Below are 21,424 nucleotides of genomic sequence, written 5' to 3'. Positions count from 1 at the left end.
GGTAACGAGAAAAAAAGGACTCTCTTTATGAGAATCCTTTTTTGTATTTACATATTACTATTTAATAATAACTGTTTGAGTTGCTGCATCCCACTCAGTAGTTGCTCCTAAAGCAGTAGCAATGTAGCTAATTGGAAGCATTGTTCTTCCATCTTTGATTTCAGCAACAGTATCCATAGGAATGTTCATTCCATTTACAGTTAACATATTGCTTCCAATAGTCATTTGAGCCATTTGGCTACCTTTCATAACAGTTACAGTTCTAGTAGCATCGTTCCAAAGAACATTGTCAGCTCCCATAGCTTCTGCAACAAATGATACTGGTAACATAGTTCTTCCATCTTTGATGTATGGAGCTACGTCAGCTTGTTTTACTTCTTCTCCAATTTTGTATTCAGTACTTCCAATTACAAATTTTACTTCAGCAGCATTTTTTACATTTGAATCAGCTGGAGTAATTACATTTGCAACTTCTACTTTTGCAAAATAGTCATTATTGAAGAATCCATAATCATCTAATAAATCTTTTTTCTTCACATCAGCTGATTCATGAATATCTTTGTCATATCCATTTCCCATGATTGCTGATCCTTTAACTTCTACCTCAATTTTTCCTTGTGCAACTGATCTATCTACTCTTACTCTTGAATTAGTAATTTCAATTGTAGATGCTTCTGTACTTTCATCATCTACTGGAATTGTTAAGATATTATCTTTTACTTTTATATCGTCTTCTTCAATTTCCAAATTACCTTTTACTACTTTTACAGTTGGTTCATCATCCCAATCCATATCTTTATCTAATTCTATTACAATATCTTTGTCTTCTTCAATAGCTCCAGCTTTTATTTCTGTAATAGTGATCTTTCCAATTTCTTGATCTCTAATACCAGTTCTGATTTTAGAAACTTCAGCTTCAACTTTAATTGGATTAATAGCTTTTCCTAAAACTACTTTTTGTGTTCCTTCTAATCCTCTTCCTGTAACTTCAGCTTCGATATCTCCTTCTTTACCACCTTCTACAGATACATAGAAAGTTAATTCTACTTTTTTCTTTCCTTCAACAGACTTATCAATTTCAAACTCATATTCATTTTGGTCTACACTCATATTTATCATTTTTGAATGAGTTTTTCCTGCTCTATCTACTCCCATAATTTTTACCCATGATGGGAATTTAACAAGTACACTTTTATTATTTGTCCAAGAATCTTCTGCTTTTTCATCAATGATTAACTTTTGAAGTTCATGAGCTTCATCAGAAGTTATATCAAGTCCTGTATTATCTAATTCTTTAAATTTAAGATCTTTTGCATTTGATTCGTATCTTCCAGAGAAAATTTCTTTTGCATCTCCATCAGCTTCAACTTTTACTTTATAATTAGCATATTCACCGATTTCAAGGTTACTTGATTCGATTTCAGAAATATCAGAACTAACATTAAGGTTTACTTTTCCTTCTTTTGCATTGTTAGCAGGTTTAACTTTTAAACCAATTAATTGAATTTTTTCTATTTCTGTTCTATTAGGGTTTAATGCAAAACCTTTAGTATCTTTACCACTTCTACCCCCATGAACATAGATTTTTAATTCTTCATCTTTTAATTCAACACCAGCATCTATTGCTTCTTGAGATAATTTACCATTTTTATCCCCTAATACAATAGTTTTTTTGAATAAATCTCCAGTTAATTTTGTGTTTTCATCTACTATTACATTAAAGTTTTTATCAAATTTATATTTGATATATCTATTTCCCATTTTATCTACATCAATAGAATTAACTACACTTTCTTCAATTGTAACAGTTTCAATTTTCTTTGTTGTTGAGAATGTTACAGTATCATCAATAAATACTCTTGTATCTCCAGAATTTCCTCGAGCAAATATATAAGTTCCTTCTGTCAATCTTCCTGAATTAGATTCTAATTTTACTTTACCAACTTCTCCATCCATATCTGCCCACATAGGAATTTTAACAACAGTATCTTTTGATATTTTTTTACCATCTTTAGTTTTAACTGTAACTTCAATTCTTTTATCAGAATTTTTACTAACACTTGCATAAACTTTTCCTGCTACAGTCTCATAATCATTTGTAATCTCAATTGCATCTTCTAATTTTTGATTGAATTCTGAGTTTCCACCATCTGGATCTGACCAATCTGCATTTTCTAATACTAATGTAATTCTTTCTGAATCTGACCAATGGCCTTTATCATTTTCAACGTTTAGTACCGGTGCATCTTTTAAAGTAAACTCATAATCATCTTTTACTTTTGCTTCTTTATCAACACTGTTTACAGATGCAGCGAATGCACTCATTGGCACTAATGATACCATTAATGATAAAGCCAATGCTAAAGAAAGTTTTTTCTTCATCATCTTAATAAATCCTCCCTTAAATTTTTATTTTTTGTCTTTTGAGGTTGCCCCCTAAAATTGTAGGATAATGATCATTATCCTTTGAAAGTACACTCCTTTTGAATATACTTTCAAAGAACAACATCTCTAATGTACATGATAGATTATACCAAGTATTTCTTATGTAGTCAACATTTTCTAGTGTATGTAATATAAGTGTAATATAAGTTGTTTTTTTCTTATATAGGAATATATTTCTAAATCCCTTGTTCTTATTATATAAAAAATTAGTTAAAAATACCATTACAATCATGTTACAAATCATTACGTATATTTTACAAAAAACAAAAATTCGCATTATACTATCGCATATGCTCATGTCGCCAACGAAATTTCTTCATTACATTTGAAATTTCCGTTGCTTAAAATTACTAGAATATTTAAACTCCTAAAATTATTCCCTACTTTATAATAATCAATATCTTTCTAAGTAAACACAAAAAGAGTCCTTTCGGACTCTTTTTATGTTTTTACTATTACTATTTAATTGTTACTGTTCTTGAATCTCCATCCCACTCAGCATTTAATCCTAATGCTCTTGCAATGAAGCTTATTGGTAACATTGTTCTTCCATCTTTGATAGTTGTTACAGTATCCATATGGATTGCTGTACCATTTACCATTAATCTGTTGCTTCCGATTTCTACTTGAGCAATTCTATCTCCTTTGAAGATTGTTACTGTTCTTGCTTGTTCGTTCCAGATGATGTTTGCATCTGCTACTCCAACAGCTTCTGCAACATATCTTAGAGATAACATTGTTCTTCCATCTTGGATATATGGTGCTACATCAACAGTTTTTGTTTCTTCTCCAACTTGGTATTCAGATTGACCGATTACGAATTTTACTTCTCCACCTGGTCTTGTGTTTGGATCTGCTGGAGTGATTACATTTGCTACTTCTACTTTTGCATAGTAGTCATCATTAAATACTCCATAGTTATCTACTAATTTAGATTTAGAAATTTTATTTCCATCTTTATCTTCTCTTGTTTCATTATCATATCCATTTTGAATTAATGCTTTACCTTGTACTTCTACTTCTATTCTTCCTTCAGCAATAGATCTATCTACTTTTACTTTTCCGTTAGTAATTTCGATTGTAGATGCTTCAGTACTTTCATCTTCAACACGGATTGTTAATACATTGTCTTTTACTTTGATATCATCTTCATCAATTTCTAAGTCACCTTTTGTTACTTTTACTGTAGGTTCTCCATCCCAATCCATATCTTTGTCTAATTCTAATACAATATCATTTCCTTCTAATATTGCTCCTGCTTTGTTTTCAGTAATTGTGATTTTTCCTATTTCTTGGTTTCTTACTCCTGCTTTAATAGGGGCAACTTCTGCTTCTACTTTTACTGGAGCAACAGCTTTTCCAAGTAATACTGTGTATTCTTCATCAATTCCTCTTCCACCAATAACAGCTTCAATATCTCCTGATTTACCTGCTTGTGCAGATACATAGAAAGTTAATTTTACTTCTTTTTTACCACTTACTTTGTCAGCATCCATCTCAAATTCATATTCATTTTTATCTACTACATCTCTGATAATAGCTCCTTTGTCGCTACCATCTTTATCTACTCCAACAATTTTTACCCATGATGGGAATTTAACTACTATACTTCTATTGTTTACCCAAGAACCTTCTACTTTTTCTTTGATAATCAATGTTTGTAACTCATGATCTTCATCCATAGTTAATGATCCAGCAGCTTCACTGTATTTACCATCATTTATACTTACTTCATATCTTCCTGAGTAAATTTCTTTTGCATCTCCATCAGCTTTTACTTCCATTTTGTAATCAGCAAATTCACCGATTTCTAATTTTGTAGTTTTGATTTCACTTAAGTTTGAAGAAATTGTTACATTTACTTTTCCTTCTTTTGCATTTCTTGATGGTCTTACATATAAGTCACTAAGTTCAATTTCTCCGATTACTCCATTTCCTTTTTTAAGAGCAAAACCAGTTGTTCCGTTTGTTCCTTTTACATAAATTCTTAATTCATTTTTATCTACTTTGTAGTTTCCATCTGTTTTAATATTTGCTTGATCTATTAAATCTCCACCTATTTTTGCGTCATCGATTAACCATTCGAAATCTTTATCTAGGTTTAATTTAATATATCCTTCTTTGATGTCATCTGGATTAAATGTTCCTACTGCATTTTCTTCGATAATAATATTCTCTATTTTTTTAGTAGTAGAGAAAGTAACTGTATCTTCTACATAAATAGTTGTTTCTCCAGTTCTTCCTTGAGCAAATGCATAAGTACCTTCTGTCAATGCTCCACTTTTTGATTCAATATTTACTTTCGCATTTTCTCCATCCATTTCTACCCACATTGGAACTTTTACTACTAAATCTTTTGCAATTTTATTTGAAGTTACTGTTCCATCTTCTGTGTTTTCAACAGTAATTTCTAATCTTGAATCAGATCTTCTTGCTACAGTTGCTTTTACTCCATATACTGTACCAGCTACTGTTAATTTACTTGCATTTTCAATTTCTGTTGCTAATTCAGCATTGAAGTCTGCAATTTTTCCTGATTCTTTATTGTCTCCATTTTCTAACCAGTTTGAATCTTCTAATCTAAGTGTAAAAGTTTCCTTACTTGACCAGTGCGCCTTATCATTTTCAATATTTAATACTGGTGCACCAAGTTCTGCTAAATTAGCATCATTTTTTACTCTTGCTACTTTGTCAACATTGTTGTCTGAAGCAGCAAATGCACTCATTGGTACTAATGATACCATCAGTGATAGTACCAATAATAGAGAAAGTTTTCTCTTCATGTAAAATACCTCCTTAAATTTTTGTTGTAATTTGTCGAAATTTGTAACCTCTTGGCTACATGAAGATTATATAAATTCATCAATAATAAATCAATGGATTTAACCATTCTGTAATATTGGTAAATGTTTCATGTAAGTATTTTCAATAGATGTATAGGTTTTAGGTAGGGGGTGTTACAGATAGATTACATACTTTTTTGATAAGATTTGTGCTAAAATGGAAATATTAGATGAGAGAGGAGTTTATATATGAATATAGTAGGACTTATTAAAACAATGCGACCAAAACAGTGGACAAAGAATTTAATATTGTTTGCAGCTGTGCTTTTTTCAAATCATCTTTTTGATTTTCGTTTTTTAAAGTTAAGTATTGTAGGTTTTTTTCTTTTTTGTATTTTTTCTGGAAGTGTTTATATTGTCAATGACTTGGTAGATCGTGAAAAGGATAAGATACATCCTAAAAAGTGTATGCGTCCTATAGCTTCTGGCAAAGTCAGTACTAAAGAAGCTATTGCTTTTTTAATAGTTACTTTGCTTGGAGCCTTTTATATTGCTTATAAAATAAATTTTGTGTTTTTTATCATTGGACTTTTCTATTTCTCATGGGTTACCTTTTATTCCTTTGTTTTAAAGCATATTGTTATATTAGATGTGATGAGTATCTCCTTAGGATTTGTTCTTAGAGCTTTAGCAGGAGTAGTCCTTATAGATGTAAGAATTTCTCCTTGGCTTTTACTTTGTACTTTTTTATTATCATTATTTTTAGCACTACATAAAAGAAAAAGTGAAATGGATTTGATAGGCAGGGGGCATAAAACTTCTCGCAAGATTCTTCTTGAGTATACTCCTGAGCTTTTGAGTGATATGCTTAATATTGTTACTTCCTCTACTGTAATGGCATATTCTTTATATACCTTTAGTGCAAGTGGCTCTATGTATATGATGGGGACTATTCCTTTTGTCATTTATGGAATTTTTAGATATCAATATATTGTTCACAAAAAGGGCATGGGTGAAAATCCCGAGCTTGTTTTATTAAGTGATCTTCCTCTTATTATCAATATCATTTTGTGGGCCATAAGCTGTATTTTTATTTTGTATTTTATATAAATAATACCTGCTGATTTCTATCAGCAGGTATTATTTTGCAGCTTTTAATACTCTTATATCTACTTCTTGTTTTTCAAGTTTATTAGATAAATCATCTAGCTTCATTTCAAGTCTATGTAAAATTTCTGTATTATTTTTATATCCATCAAACAAAGCTTCTATTTTATTATTTATTTCACCGTCCATTTTAGTTTCTAATTTTGTAATAGTATTTTCAATATTATCTAATCTTTTATTGGTTTGAGAAAATCCTTCTTGCATTTCTCCATATATTTTAGATAACATTTCAAACATCTTCTCTTCCATATTACTCACTCCTCTCCTGTATTATATCATGGAAAGCTTTCTATTTTCATCCACTATTTTCTTGTAATATATTCCAAAATACGAATCTTTTTATTCTAATGACTTCATCATTTTATCCATCATAGTAGCCATAGCTATGGCAAATAAAAATAGGAGTGGAAAATTATACCTTGATTGTCCTTCATAGACAAAATATACTGCTGTTAAAAAAACTGTATTAAAAAAAGGAATAAGTAAATCATATGGAAGTTTATATTCTTTTTTAAATAATGATAAAATAATAGGCTTAATTCCTGTAATCATATAGATGATTCCAAAACTTGTTAAAATATAGACGATTATATTTTGATAAGCCATCTTAAAATTCATATCTCTTGTATAATTTACTTGTCTTTGTTTTTTCCATGTTTCATATTCTTTTTTAACTTCTTCATTATCATTAGCAGTCCATGCTTCTATATCCCAAGTCCCTCCAAAGAATGTTTCTTCTAATCTTAATGTTCCTAGTTTTAAAAAAGTAATAGGATTTGATAATATCCAATTTTTACCTTGCCCTTTAATAATAGGTTCTATTTCATGTGCTACTTTAACATCTTTTGTTTTTAATATACTCCTTACTTGTTCTTTTACTTCCTTTGGAGCTTTTACATCCTCTAAATCCATCCATGCTCCTGTAGTATTGTAGTCATTGTTGTTGATATATAATACATATCCAGAATTATAAGAAATAGGAATCCATCTTCCAAATTTTTTATAATTTCTATAAGTCCACGGAGCAATAATAAGTGTCATAATCATAAATGTTGATCCAAATAAAATAACTGTTTGCTTTATGTTTTTGTTTTTAAAGTATTCTATACAAGCTACAATCACAGGATATGCCATAAAAAAAGGCTTGGTAAGAGCTGTAAATCCTATAAGAACTCCTAAAATAGGATATCTTATATACGCATTAAATTCATATACTTGAAAAAATATAACGATAGTAAGTAAAAATGTAAAAAATACTTCTGTTCCTACTACATTAGTATAAGCTATATAATTAGGAAGAATAGCAGTAATTGTATAAGCTGTATAAATTACAAACTTTCTCTTTGTCATTTTAATTAAAATCAAGTATACCAAAATAATAGTCATGCTTGATAAAAACACATTAAACTTTTTAGCAATCATAATATCTGCACTTCCAAATATTCTATAGACATAACCTAAAACCATAGGATAACCCATTCCTTGAAAAGCTACTGGAATACGATCCATAGTGTGTCCTAGATGCATAAAGATATTCGTTGCAATAGTTTGATAAGCATGAAAATCAAATACAGGCTTACTAGGAACATTGTTTATATACCATATCCTAGCATATACCCCTAGTATAAAAATCATCATCACATATATAAAACCTATAATATTTTTCCAATTGTTATTTTTTTTCATAGTAACCTCCATTTTAAAAAATGCCAAGGGTTTCCTTGGCATTTTTAGTATATCTTTATTTTTATTTATTTTCAAGAGAAGCCTTTATAAAATCTCTAAATAATGGATGGGGACGAGTTGGTCTTGACTTAAACTCTGGATGAAATTGTCCTGCTACGAACCATGGATGATCCTTAATCTCTACAATCTCTACTAATCTTTCATCTGGAGAGATTCCACTAATCACAAGGCCTGCTTTCATAAGCTGTTCTTTATATTGATTGTTAAATTCATATCTATGTCTATGTCTTTCATAGATCAAATCTTCTTTATAAGCCGTCTCAGCTTTTGTATCATCATATACTTTACATGGATAAATTCCAAGTCTCATAGTTCCTCCCATATCTTCTATATCCTTTTGATCAGGCATTAAATCAATTACTGGATATAGAGTATCTGGATTTAACTCTGAGCTGTGAGCTCCTTCTAATCCTGCTACATTTCTAGCAAATTCTACTACTGCAAGCTGCATTCCTAAGCATATTCCAAAGAAAGGAATTTTATTTTCTCTTGCATATCGAGTAGCTTCTATTTTTCCTTCTACTCCTCGATCTCCAAATCCTCCTGGAACTAAAATCCCATCTACATCTTTTAAGTATTCTTTAGCATTTTCTTTTGTCAATTCTTCAGAATGAACCCAATGAATTTCAACTTTTGTATCATTAGCAATTCCTGCATGTTTTAAAGCTTCTGCTACGGAAAGATATGCATCATGAAGCTCTACATATTTTCCAACTAATGCAATTTTTACTTGTTCTTTAAGATTTTTCTCTTTATTGACCATTGCTTTCCACTCTGTTAAATCTGGAGTTTGACAATTTAGATTTAATCTCTTACAAGCAATCTCTGCAAGTCCTTCTTTTTCTAACATTAAAGGTACTTCATAAATAGAATCTGCATCCATATTTTGAATAACAGTTCCTGGGTCTACATTACAGAAAAGACTAATTTTTTCTTTCACATCTTCTGTTACAGGTTTTTCTGCTCTACATACAATAGCATCTGGTTGAATTCCTATTTCTCTTAGCTCTCTTACACTATGTTGTGTAGGCTTTGTTTTTACTTCTCCAGCTTTTCCTAAGAAAGGAAGTAATGTTAAATGAATATACATGACATTTTCTTTTCCTGCATCATATTTAATTTGTCTGATGGCTTCTAAGAAAGGTTGACTTTCTATATCTCCTACGGTTCCTCCAATTTCTGTTATAACTACATCAGCACCTGTTTGCTTTCCAGCTCTTAATACTCTTTCTTTAATTTCATTTGTAATATGAGGAATCACTTGAACTGTTCCTCCTAAGTACTCCCCTTTTCTTTCTTTTGTAATTACTGACCAATAAATTTTTCCAGTCGTTACATTACTATATTTTCCAAGGTTAATATCTATAAATCTTTCATAATGTCCTAAATCGAGGTCTGTTTCTGCTCCATCATCTGTTACAAATACTTCCCCATGTTGGTAAGGGCTCATAGTACCTGGATCAATATTGATATATGGATCAAATTTTTGAATCGTTACCTTTAATCCTCTTGCTTTTAAAAGTTGTCCTAAAGATGCAGCAGTAATTCCTTTTCCTAAAGATGAAACTACTCCACCAGTGACGAAGATATACTTTGTCATGTGTAAATACTCCTTTCACCATTTCTTAATTATAGTTTTACTGACTTCTTTGTTTTTCATTCTATATAATTTAAATTCGTTTTTTTCAAAAAAAGAGTGAGGTCACCCCTACGGGTGACCTACCTGTGTCCGTTTCATCTATATGGCAGGGCACCCATGGTAGGGTGCTCGTTTCTTTATCTTCTTATTACAACTTGATTATTATATCTTATTCCATTATTTGAGTCAATAAGCTTTTTTACTTTTATTTTAATATTTCCATAGCTTTTTCTAGTTGTAAATCTTTTCGCCACATTTCTTCTGTTTTTTGCTGAATTTTATCTCTTGTTTCTAAAGTTAATGCTCCATTTTCTAAGAGTCCATTTTCTATTTGAAATTTTTTGATAGCTTGTTGAGTATATGTATCTAATATAGCAGTCAGTTTTATTTCTTCTTTTCCTAAGAAGTTTAATCTTTGTTGTGCACCATATATATTTAAACCTTTTTCATTTAAAGTATATACTTTATCTTCAATCATAGGCACAAGATAAAGGAGTAGATCTGGATCTAATCTCATATCTTCTACTAGAATATCAGGCTTTATCCCTATTTTATCAATAGATCTTTTATGAGCCGTTAAATATTGTGCTATTGTAAGTTTGATAGCTCCTCCATTATTAAGTGGAAGAGTTTGTTGTACTGTTCCTTTTCCGTAAGTAGTATTTCCTACAATCGTTCCTATCTTGTAGTCTTGTATAGCTCCTGTAACAATCTCTGCTGCACTTGCTGTATTTTCATTTACCAATACAACTAATGACATATTTTGTGAATCTTTTTCTCCATATATTGCTTCCTCTTCATCTTTGCATTTGATATATACAATTGGTTGATCCTTTAAAGTAAAAAAGTCCGCTACAGCTACCCCTTCTTGAAGTAAGCCTCCTGGGTTGTCTCTTAAATCTAATATTAGTTTTTTTATGTTTTTTTCTTTAAATTCTTTTAAAGCCTTTTCTACATTTTTGCTTGTATTTTGATTAAACTCATTTATTTTTACATACCCTATTTGATGATCTAATATTTTGCTTGTTGTAGGATTTACTTGAACCACTTCTCTATTTAAAGTAATATCTCGTTTTTTTCCTTCTCTTTCAATGGTTAGATTTACTTTTGTATTTGGTTCTCCTAATAAATTATTTACTGCTTCTTTTAATGTAGCTCCTTCTATATTTTTTCCATTAATAGCTAAAATAATATCTCCAAATTGTAATCCTGCCCTTTGAGCTGGAGAATTTTCCATAGGCTCCATAATAATCAATTGTCCATTTTTTACAGAAACAACTGCACCAATACCTGCATAAACTCCTAAGCTTTCTCTATCAAACTCTTTATATTCTTTTGGATTCATATATTTACTATGATCATCTAAATGTAGAAAAAGCCCCTTATATGCTCCATCCATGAGTTGTTCTTCAGTTACTTTACCATGGTAAAATTCTTCTATATATGAAACCATAGCCTTTAGATAATCTACTCTTTCATCTAAATTGTGAAACTTTTTAGATGTTTCTTGGGCATAGGTCATACTTGTACATACTAAAGAAAAAATTAACGTAAAGACCAATAAAGCTCTTTTTCTTTGTTGTAACATTTTGACACCTTCTTTATTTTACTTTTTTTAAACGCTTACTCATCTCAATAATTCTAGTGTTGCTATTAATAGCTTTTAAAGAAAGAGTATTTACATCTAATTGAAGATTGTCTATTTTTTCTTCCATATTTTCTATATTATCATTCGTTTGTTTTTGAGCATCAAATAAAATACCTACTTTATCATGTATAGTATTTTCTATATTGGTAATTGCTTTTCTATTTTCTATTACCTCTTTTTCAAGATTATCAAATCTTTTATCTATAGATTCAAATCTTTTATCTATAGATTCAAATCTTTTATCTATAGATTCAAATCTTTTATCTATTGACTCAAATTTTTGATCTACAGATTCAAATCTTTGGCTAAACTCTACATACATTTTTTCTATTAAACTTAAAATTTTATCTTCTTTATTCATAAAAATCTTCCTTTCTATTTTATATGTATATATTATATCACGAATCAAATAAACAAAGCAGAATTTCTTCCGCTGTTCGACTGTTAATAAATAAAGTTTTTAGAGAAAGTATAAAATGCGGAACAATTGCTGAGAATTTGTGAAAATATAGAAACAGAGAGAAAATAGATTAAAGAGCAGAATTTCTTCTGCTCTTTATTAATGGAAGTTTATTATATCTTCTCTATAATCCTTTTGTAAATCTCTTTGTAAAAACTCTAAAAATCTAACAAGCATCACAGATGCTTCACCTCTTGTAATAGGTTTGTTTGGATTAATTCTATTAAAACTATCTCCACTGACTAGATTGATTTCTCTTGCCATATAGATACTATCCTTTGCCCATATAGGAATTTCTCGATCATCTGTAAAGGATGTATAAAATCCTGGTGCAGGAGCTTTGGAATCAAAGCCTAATGCTTTTATTAACACAGTAATAGCCTCAGCTTTTGTTAAAGGATCTTTTGCTCTAAATAAGTCCTTTGATATTCCTTGAATCAAGCCTTTGTCTACTGCATCTTTTATATAAGGATAAATTTCATCTTTTGTGCTAATATCTTGGAATGGAGATATTTCTTTAGGAGCATTTCTTCTTCTACTTTTTTTCTCATCTTGTATAGAAGGTCTGATATTACAAGCTTTCATAACTGCTTTTACAAATTCTCCCCTTGTAAAAGCTACATCAGGTTTGAAAAATGAAGAATTTTCATCAAATACATCTAGTGAATATAATTTTTTAATAGAAGATTCTGCCCAATGTCCCCCAATATCTCTAAACTTTGGAATTACTAATCTTTCAACCTTTGGAAGCATTTCTTTTTTTATATCTATAGAACCTATATTTCTTCTTCTATTATCTATTTTATCATCTCTAACTCTTGGAAGGTCATATTCATATCTTGTAACCATTTCTTCATTCGTTACTCTTATATGCCCTCCATAAAAGCTTGAAAAATTTGCTTCATTAGCTGAATATCTTAAATTTTTTGTTAAGCTATCTGAAACTTGAGCTTGGACTGTAGCTGACCATGTACTGTCTTCTTCTTTATCGTTATCTTTTACTTTTTTTGTACTTGTAATTGTATAATCTAATATTTGCGTTTCTGTACCTCCCCAGAAATTTTTATAGCCTACATTTCCTCCAGTCATTTCTACAATGACTTCTCCTTCATTCTTATTAATTGTATAATATTTTCTTGCTTTTAAATTCCCAGAATAAAAATCTGATGCAGGACGATTGTCTATGATATCTGATTTGGATAGTTCATACCCTCCATCCTTTAAAAGCTCATATTTATTTTTTCCTATTTGAATAGATTCTTTGAATGATTTTAAAGTAGTTTGTCCTATTGTTTGTCCTTTATCATTTCTTTTGTCATAAATGGTTTCTAAATTTATTTTTCGATCTAGCTTATCTCCATTTGATGTTTTTAACTTAAAAGTATAGGTAATAGTCTTTTGCGTATCCTTTTCGTTTCCTTTTATATCAATAGTTCCTATAAATCGTATCGGCTCTCCTGTAATAAATACTACTTCTTCATACTCATATTCATTATTCACTCCTCCAGAAAAACCAGGGGGCTGTGCCCATACACTCATAGGAGCAATTATCATACAAATAAGTATAAAACTTACTATGAATTTTTTCATCTTTTCTCCCCCTTATTTTACAATCACTACTTTTGCAGTAAAATCATCTCTGACTACATATAATCTATCACTTGTTTTTAACATTTCAGGCTCAATAATTTTTCCATCTTTTATGATCATAGCTTTTCTTAAATTTACTCTAATAGTAGAATTTTTTATCATCCATTTATCATGACGATGACTGTAGTCTTTGCTATCTCTTAAAGAAACAGTCCAACCTACTTGTGGATCATCTTCAATTTTTTCTATACTTCCAGTAGTCATTCTATGTCTGTTTAAAGAGTCTAAATGTTTTTGTACCATAATTCCTGCTATACGATCTCCATCTGTATAAGCATAAGCATACCAATCTCTTAAGTTTTTATCTTCTGCAGAATCTGTATCTTCATCTACTGCATAATCTTTGGCAAAAAATTCTTTTGCAGAAACATAATTTTGATTTTCTAAATCATAAATCATCGTATCTTGATCATAATATAATTCTTTTTCATCACTTTCTCTTCTTGTTCTATAAGATTCCCATTCATGATTATTTAAAAGATAAAAATCTTTTAGATAAACTGCATCTTCAAATATTCTGTTCATTCTACCTACATAAAGATAATTCTGCCCTATATTTGAGTTATTTAAGTCTTCATTATAGATACTAATCACTCCTGCAATTTGATTCGTTCCTCTTCCATCGGCTACAACAAACGCATCTGCATTTGGAGTAATAGCATCTTTGTCTACTAATCTTCCATTTTTAATAATCATAGTACCTTCTGTAAAGCTAATATTTTTTTTATTTTTAAGTTCAAATTGATCTGCGTACCAATTAATTTTTTCAATTTTATCTGAATAACTTCTTTCATATTGATTTTTAAGTACCATCTTTTCAATTTTTTCTGTTCCAAAAAAATCCTTCATAGCTAAATAAGCAGTTTTACCTCTATAGTATTTTAAATTTTCATAAGGAACCTTTTGTCCTCCTATATAAAGTGGAAGCTCTGAACTATAAGGAAGAGTTATACTTCTATTGATTTCATCCCATTTTCCATTTTTAAATACTTCTACTTTATCAAATACAATCTTATCTTCTAAATTATCTGCTTTTTTTACTACTGCTCTATAAAGGTCTTTGATTAAAATACTATTTCCTTCTATGTTTAATCGACTAATGACATCAGAGTTGATTTCATCAAAATATAATTTTACTCGATCTCCTTCATACAAGGAAGATAGTTGTGTATCCGTAGCTTTTTTGAGGGTAATAGTAGCAGGAGAAGTAAAATAAGTTTCATCTCCCATCAATGTTTTAATAATGAGTTGATCCCTATCTATTTTTTTTACAATTCCAGATCTAACTTTTCCCCCTGGAGGAATATATCCTGGATTTTGTGTGGAATAACTTTCAAGAAGCGTCACGCTTCTTCCTTTTATTTCTCCAAAAACTTCCATTCCTGCTTTAAAATCCTTTAAAGTAACAGGGATTTGATCTATTGTACACACTGCTTTGTTTGAAAGAGGAAGAAGATGGACTGATCCATCATATTCCTCTATTTTGATTTGATTATCTGCTACATCTTTTACATATCCTTCTATGATCCCTGTTCTATAAGGAGTTGTGTAATCTGCAAAGCTCATCATTGAAGTGAGTATGACCAATATTATACTAATACAAATTTTCTTCATGATTACCTCCTACTTCCTATTACGGAAAATCTTCCTAAATTTTGACTAAGTCCTGTAATGGCATAGCTTCCTGTATTTCCATTTGCAATCGGTAACCATTGCCTAGTTTCTTCATCGAAACGTGCTAAATATATATTTTTTACTCTTCTTAAGTCTGCTTTTGTTCCATCTACATCTAATGTAATTTGTATATAAGAAGGAAGATAATTCATTGGGCTATTTTCTTTTCCTACATATACAAATGCCTTTAGTTCATATTCTTTAGATAATGAAGTGTTGCCGCTTATGATTGATGAGTTTTGAACTTGAGAAATCATAAATTTTACCCCTGAATCTTTTTTATTTTTATTCTCTCTTACTTTTTCTGAATAAAAAGATTTTGGATTCATTTTAATATTAAAATCTTGACCTATGATATTGATATCTTTTACATCAGCTCTTGCAACTACATAAGATGGGATAGCAATCACTACATCTTTTGCTCCTGCTAGGTTTCCTCTGGTTAAATCAATATCTGTATGATCATTGTAATCATCTTCTCCAATGATTACGTTTATAATATTTCCTTGTCTTTCTATCTTAGTTTTTTGTCCTAGTTCTCCATCGCGGTCTTTAGGTCCTACACTAGATCCAGTTTTTACTTGATTACTTTCCATAGAATATTTAGATCCTCCAAATTTTCCAATGGCTGTAACTACAAATTTGTATCTAGTTTTTGGCTCCAAATCTTCATAAACAAAGGATGTCAGCTCTGTACTTCCTACAAATTGTCTTTTTTTACCATCTACAACTACATATATTTCATATTCCCTAGCATCTTTTACTTCTTTCCAATTAACTTTTATATACTGATCATATACAATATCTGCTCTTACTTCTTGAGGAATTTCCATTTCTGGAAGACCATATTTGATATTTTCATAAATATTACTAGCTCCCTTATCTGGATTTATGACGATTATTCCTAATGTATCAAGTTTTCCAGCAGGAGTTTTAACAAGAAGTGTTCCTCCGTCTATAAATTTCACTTCAACTGCATCTGTTCCTGTTACTATTTTTTTATCCTTTGGATCTCCTTTAAGATATACAAAATCTCCTGTTTCATCTTTTGGTGCATTTTTTAAAGTTGGTACAAATACAACTCTTGCTCCTTCCATAAAACCTGAACCCTTGATTTTTAAATATTGTCCTCCTTCTACAGAAATAATATTTGTAGATATCTCTTGACTTAAATTGTCTGGATCTGTTAAAACCACATCATTAATGTTTGGAGCACTTAAATAAGTAAATGCATTTGATAGCTGTGCCATCGTTCCATCTGGATTTTCTACTTTAATAGAAACGGTCCCTGGAATATGAGCTGGTGTTCTAAGCTGAATCTTATCTATTGAAATATAGATAATGTCTTCATCTTTTACTCTCACTTGATCTTTTCCATCTCCAAAATATACTTTTAATGTTTCATTTGGATAACCATCTATCTTTGATCTAAAATCTTTACCTTCTATAGTTACTACAGTTCCTCCTAAAGTAGGTCCAATTTTCGGAGTCACATTTGTAATAGCTAAACCATCTGTCTCTCCTGCTATAATATGAATATAAATTGGATTGGGTTTTGTTTCATCTGAACCTGCAACTCCGCCATCCTCATTTTGAATAACAACTCTATGATAGGTATCTATATATTTTGCATCTACTGCAGGCATTGTAAATGTCATTTTCTGTGAAATTGCATTATCTGGAACATATTCTATCCCTTGTATGATTTCTGCTGCTTCTCCAATTGAAATTTTGACTGGTTTTCTAAAATCTGATCCTATCACATCTATAACATTTCCACCTTTGTAATTGACACGAATGATTTTTCTCCCATCTTCTTCTATATATCCTTCTTGTCCATCTCTTAAAATATTTTTAATAACTGGTTTGCTATCAGGATTTTTATAAGTATAGTTTCCAGTAGCTACTCCTCCATCTGGATTGTAGAGTGTAACTACTACGTTTCCTACTGTATAGTAAGATGGAGTAAGTAAACTTATTTGACCTATTTTTAATAATTTTGAATCTGGTGAAAATCCTCTATCTACACGAAGTCTATAAGTGGACGTAGCTCCTGTTACTCTCTCTAGGCTTACTTTAATATATTCATATCCACTATATTCTTCTCCTTGATCATTTTTAAATAAATATGTAGGCACAAATATTTCCTTATCATCATATTTATCATAATGAAGTTGGTAGATCTGTTTATCTTTTCCTATGCCTTCTTCTATAGTAAAGTTTAACTTTCGATCATCTTCATGAGCATTATACTTTACAGTTAAGTTATCAATTTTTACTGTACTTTCTTTATCTCTAATTCTTCCTGAATTCTCTAGAGCATCTATAGGTATAGTTCCATTTGAAATCTTAGTATCTGTAGGATTTCCAAATTGTACAAGAGGCATTTTTTCTATTTTAGTCGTAGTAGGCGATGTTACTACTTTAATTTCAGACTCGTAAAAATTTTCCCCTAGTATCTCCACTTTATCTTTTCCTTGTTTTCTCCCTCCATTTGGTAATATTTTATTAATTTTAGGATTAGAAGACTCATAAGTAAATGAAAGTTTGTTAGAAACTCCATAGTCATTGTTGACCACATATACTTCTATAACTCCTCCTGCACCTTTTGGTGTCTCTATCTCTAGTGTAGATGCAGTAAATCTAAGAACTGGTACTTCTTTACCTCCAAAATATACCTTTGGAAGAATGGGAACTATATTTTTTTGATAATCCTTTGCTAATTCATCATATGCTTGTTTTATTTCTGGGCTTAACCACCATCTTATATCATCCCACTGTCCATTTTTATTTAGATCTCGATATGGATCTGGTGTAGGTTCTTTATTCCATTGTCCAGTATTATTTAAATCTTTGTAGGGTTCAAAAAAACGAAATCCCGATCCTTCTATGGTAACTGTATCTCCTCCTGCTGCTGAACCTTTATTTAATATAAGTCCTGTAATTTTAGGATCAGAAATTGGAATAATATAAGTAAATCCATTGATTCTACTTGCAGTTCCTCCATCTGGATTGACAATAGATACAACTACAGATTTTCTATCCATATCTGTTTCTTTTGATAGATCTCCTGGATATTTTGGAACCTTTATTCTTAAATTGTTTCCATCTGGGGATACTTCTACATCTTTAGAGTCTACTTCTACAGACCCTATACTTACAGATGTTTTTTGATCTATTCCATTATCTTTAAAGCCTTTTCCAGATATATTAATATAATATCCTCCATCTACAGAACCTTCTTTAGGATCAATTTCATAAATTTCTGGATTGTATTCTGGTTGAAAAGAATAATAAAATCCATTATTTCCTATTTTTGAATCTCTATTTGTATCTGGATTGACTACAGTAACATCGTAATAACCTTCTCTTGGCATAGGCGGTACTTCAAATATAATCTCTTTATGATTGATTACCTTTACTTTATTTCCTACTATTTTTCCATCCTTGATAGCATAAGGAGTTTTAAATATTAATTCTTTGCTATCTATATTTATTTTATTATTCTCTACAATTAAGTCATATTCTTGTCCATCTTTTTTCCCTACTAATTGATTTTGACTATTTATATCAATAACATATACTTGTTTGTCTCCATCTGTTAGTTTATATTCTCCTGTTTTTGGATCAAAAAATATAATATAGTATTTTGGATTTGTCGTTCCTTCTTGTAAAATAATACTATGATAATTTTCTGAAATCATTAATCTTTCTTGATTATTTAACTCTTCTTTATGAATTTGAATAATAGGTTCATTAGATGTATAAGCTTGAAGACCTGGTGATTTCCCTTCCATATAATATTCATTTACATCTTGTCCCCCTAAAAGTACTCTAGTTCCTATGACTTTCCAAATTCCTATACCTGCAAGATCTGTTACTAATGGATTAGGATATACAAAATTGTCCCCTGTAATAGTCACGATTGTTTTTGCAGTACCTTTTTTGGGAGTAAAATTTGTAATTTTAGGATTTGTATAAGTTTTTACATAGGTAAAAGGATAATATACATCAGCTCCTCCTTCTTCATTTTGTACAATAATTTGAGCAAAACCTTCTTTTGAAGGAGGCGCATCAAATGTTATTTCTGTCCCTATTTCATTTCTCTTTGCTCCTTTGATTTCTACTCCATCCATATACACTTTTACATTTTTTCCAAAATCTTGCCCAGTAATCACAACTCCCTTTTGTCCATCTGTAGTTACTGTATTTGGATTAATACTAGTGATTTTTGGTATTTTCCCATCATCTACAGATACAAATTGTATAGCTCCTGGATTACTAGTAGTACCTAGCTCAGTAGGATTTTCATTTCTCAAAGGATTTCTAACCCAAACCTCTGTATTAGATCCTATATGTCCTTGATTCAATCCTTTTGAAGGTAACCCTTTTGGAATAGTAACTAATATTCTAACTCCCAACTCATTTCCTTCAGATCCATCTATTTCATTATTATTTTTATCCAATACCTTAATCTCTACATTTGGATCTTCATTTTTATTTAATATAATTTGATTTCCTATATTCACTACTGGATATTTATATTTTACTATGTCATTCCCTTCGGCATCTTTTTGTATATATCTATAGACAGAAAAATTTTGCCCTGATATAGATATTTTCATATCTTCTAAAGAAGTTTTGTATACTACTCCTGTTTTATCTACAGGTATCTTGCCTGGAAGTATACTATCGATCTTTGGATCATATCCTAATTGTTCAAATGTAAAGCCCTTCGACTTTGTTACTCTTTCTGTTAATTTTATTGTCTTTGGTACTCCATCTTTATCCTTATAAGTTATAGTGGTCTCAATTTCTATTGTTACATCTTTTATAGGATCTATTTTTTCATCTGCAACCTGTGGAACAGTGACCTCTATACGATCATACCCTTCTATACTTAATATAGAACCGTCTCTAAATCCCAATTGATTTCCTACATATCCTGTTAGCTTCCTTTTTAATTCTAATACCTCTACGCCTCCATTATCTGTATGTACCCCTAAGTACTTACCAACCACCTCTGTTCCATTCTTATAAGTTACTTCTAATGAATTGCCATTTGGCTGTACAGTTGGATCTACTGTTGGCTTAAAAATATTCGGACTCATGCTTCCTAGATATCTTCCTCGAATAGTAGCATCTATTCCTGTAGCAGGTCCTTTGTTCGGATCTATTTCTTCTATCGTTGGTTTATTTACATCTGATATAATGATAAATATATTATTATCAAAAGCCTTTGTGCTATGAATAACTTGGTTTGGGTCTTGTCCTGGATTTACCTTATTGGTCAAAATTACATGATAAGTTCCCTGTTCTAAATTTGGAACTTTTACAACAAAATAGTCTTTCTTTCCATCAGCATCTTTCCTATATTGTACAAACTGTCCCATACTTTTAATATCAAATAAATCATTTTCATTTCTTAAGAAAAAAACACTCATATCTTCAATCAAATCATCTCCACTAACCGTCACTTCTGTTCCTGGTGCCCCTTGATTTGGAAACATTTCTATATCATCAGAAATATTTAAATCTCCTAATAATGTAAATAGATTTACATAGTTATCTTCTATTGTAAGAGGTGCTTTTTCTCCATCTTTAGGTTCAGTATACTTCAGTTCTAATCTATAAGGACCTCCCTTGCTATTTTGCAAAAATTCTTTAGTTATTTCAGTTTCTTTTATATTTTCTGGTTTTATATTATCTATAGCTCCAGTGCTATTATAAAAGATTATTTTACCATTTGTATTATCTACAAAAGTTTTAAATCCATTTCCATGAACAGTTAACGTCTCTGTACTCCTCACTAATCCATTAGAAGGAGTCAGACTTGTCACTTGTGGCATCTTTTCTGCACCTATAAAATAATCTTCTCCATGAATTATCATTCTTGCAATTCCTTTAGGCTTCTCTATTTTATAATAAAGTCTTTTTTCACTCACTACAATTGTAGTAAGTGGTATAGGTTCTCCCATTTGATCTCTAACAATTACTGGATTTGCTCCTAACTTCTCTAAATTATTACCTTTTACTTCAATATACATCACATCTAGTTGTAATGGCTTTGAATATGTTTTTGTTACAAGTACACCTGTAACTGTAGCTTCATCTGCCCAAGCTACCAATTCATATGTAGGTATAATTCCTACAACCATGAGCATAATCAATAAAAAACTTATGATCCTTTTCAATGCTTTACCCCCTATTCT

General features: G+C 30.4%; 11 protein-coding genes. 1 reads left to right on the top strand and 10 read right to left on the bottom strand.

Annotated elements, in window-relative coordinates:
• Nucleotides 1-57 precede the first annotated feature (57 nt).
• Complete coding sequence (locus tag EK368_RS10145) at nt 58-2,385, bottom strand: copper amine oxidase N-terminal domain-containing protein (RefSeq protein ID WP_129599272.1); 2,328 nt, start codon at nt 2,383-2,385, stop codon at nt 58-60.
• A 518-nt stretch (nt 2,386-2,903) separates the two neighbouring features.
• A complete protein-coding gene (locus tag EK368_RS10140; RefSeq protein WP_129599269.1) occupies nt 2,904-5,228 on the bottom strand; it encodes a copper amine oxidase N-terminal domain-containing protein in 2,325 nt (774 codons plus the stop codon).
• 249 nt (nt 5,229-5,477) lie between these two features.
• Here EK368_RS10140 and EK368_RS10135 point away from each other — a divergent pair, with 249 nt between their 5' ends.
• Entirely contained in the window at nt 5,478-6,338 is an 861-nt protein-coding gene (locus EK368_RS10135) for a decaprenyl-phosphate phosphoribosyltransferase (protein ID WP_129599266.1), read from the top strand.
• 30 nt (nt 6,339-6,368) lie between these two features.
• On the opposite strand, the gene EK368_RS10130 is transcribed toward EK368_RS10135, so the two are convergent.
• The 8 genes from EK368_RS10130 to EK368_RS10095 all read right to left on the bottom strand — a co-directional run bounded on the left by EK368_RS10130 (nt 6,369) and on the right by EK368_RS10095 (nt 21,406).
• A complete protein-coding gene (locus EK368_RS10130; protein WP_129599263.1) occupies nt 6,369-6,644 on the bottom strand; it encodes a hypothetical protein in 276 nt (91 codons plus the stop codon).
• A 90-nt stretch (nt 6,645-6,734) separates the two neighbouring features.
• Complete coding sequence (locus EK368_RS10125) at nt 6,735-8,081, bottom strand: glycosyltransferase family 39 protein (protein ID WP_165000414.1); 1,347 nt, start codon at nt 8,079-8,081, stop codon at nt 6,735-6,737.
• Nucleotides 8,082-8,142: 61 nt separating this feature from the next.
• Entirely contained in the window at nt 8,143-9,741 is a 1,599-nt protein-coding gene (locus EK368_RS10120; RefSeq protein WP_129599257.1) for a CTP synthase, read from the bottom strand.
• 244 nt (nt 9,742-9,985) lie between these two features.
• Nucleotides 9,986-11,368, bottom strand: coding sequence for a S41 family peptidase (locus EK368_RS10115; RefSeq protein WP_129599254.1), 1,383 nt, complete (start codon nt 11,366-11,368; stop codon nt 9,986-9,988).
• Between the two features lie 13 nt (nt 11,369-11,381).
• Nucleotides 11,382-11,789, bottom strand: a complete 408-nt coding sequence (locus EK368_RS10110) for a hypothetical protein (RefSeq protein ID WP_129599250.1) — start codon at nt 11,787-11,789, stop codon at nt 11,382-11,384.
• Between the two features lie 198 nt (nt 11,790-11,987).
• A complete protein-coding gene (locus tag EK368_RS10105) occupies nt 11,988-13,478 on the bottom strand; it encodes an S-layer homology domain-containing protein (RefSeq protein ID WP_129599247.1) in 1,491 nt (496 codons plus the stop codon).
• A 12-nt stretch (nt 13,479-13,490) separates the two neighbouring features.
• A complete protein-coding gene (locus EK368_RS10100) occupies nt 13,491-15,152 on the bottom strand; it encodes a hypothetical protein (RefSeq protein ID WP_129599243.1) in 1,662 nt (553 codons plus the stop codon).
• Between the two features lie 2 nt (nt 15,153-15,154).
• Nucleotides 15,155-21,406, bottom strand: coding sequence for an IPT/TIG domain-containing protein (locus EK368_RS10095; protein ID WP_129599241.1), 6,252 nt, complete (start codon nt 21,404-21,406; stop codon nt 15,155-15,157).
• Between the last annotated feature and the right edge of the window lie 18 nt (nt 21,407-21,424).

Origin of the sequence: Anaerophilus nitritigenes (assembly GCF_004138215.1) — a bacterium.
In the GTDB taxonomy this organism is placed as follows: domain Bacteria; phylum Bacillota; class Clostridia; order Peptostreptococcales; family Thermotaleaceae; genus Anaerophilus; species Anaerophilus nitritogenes.
The sequence above is the reverse complement of the archived record's forward strand: the minus strand, read 5'-3'. Positions and strand labels throughout refer to the sequence as shown.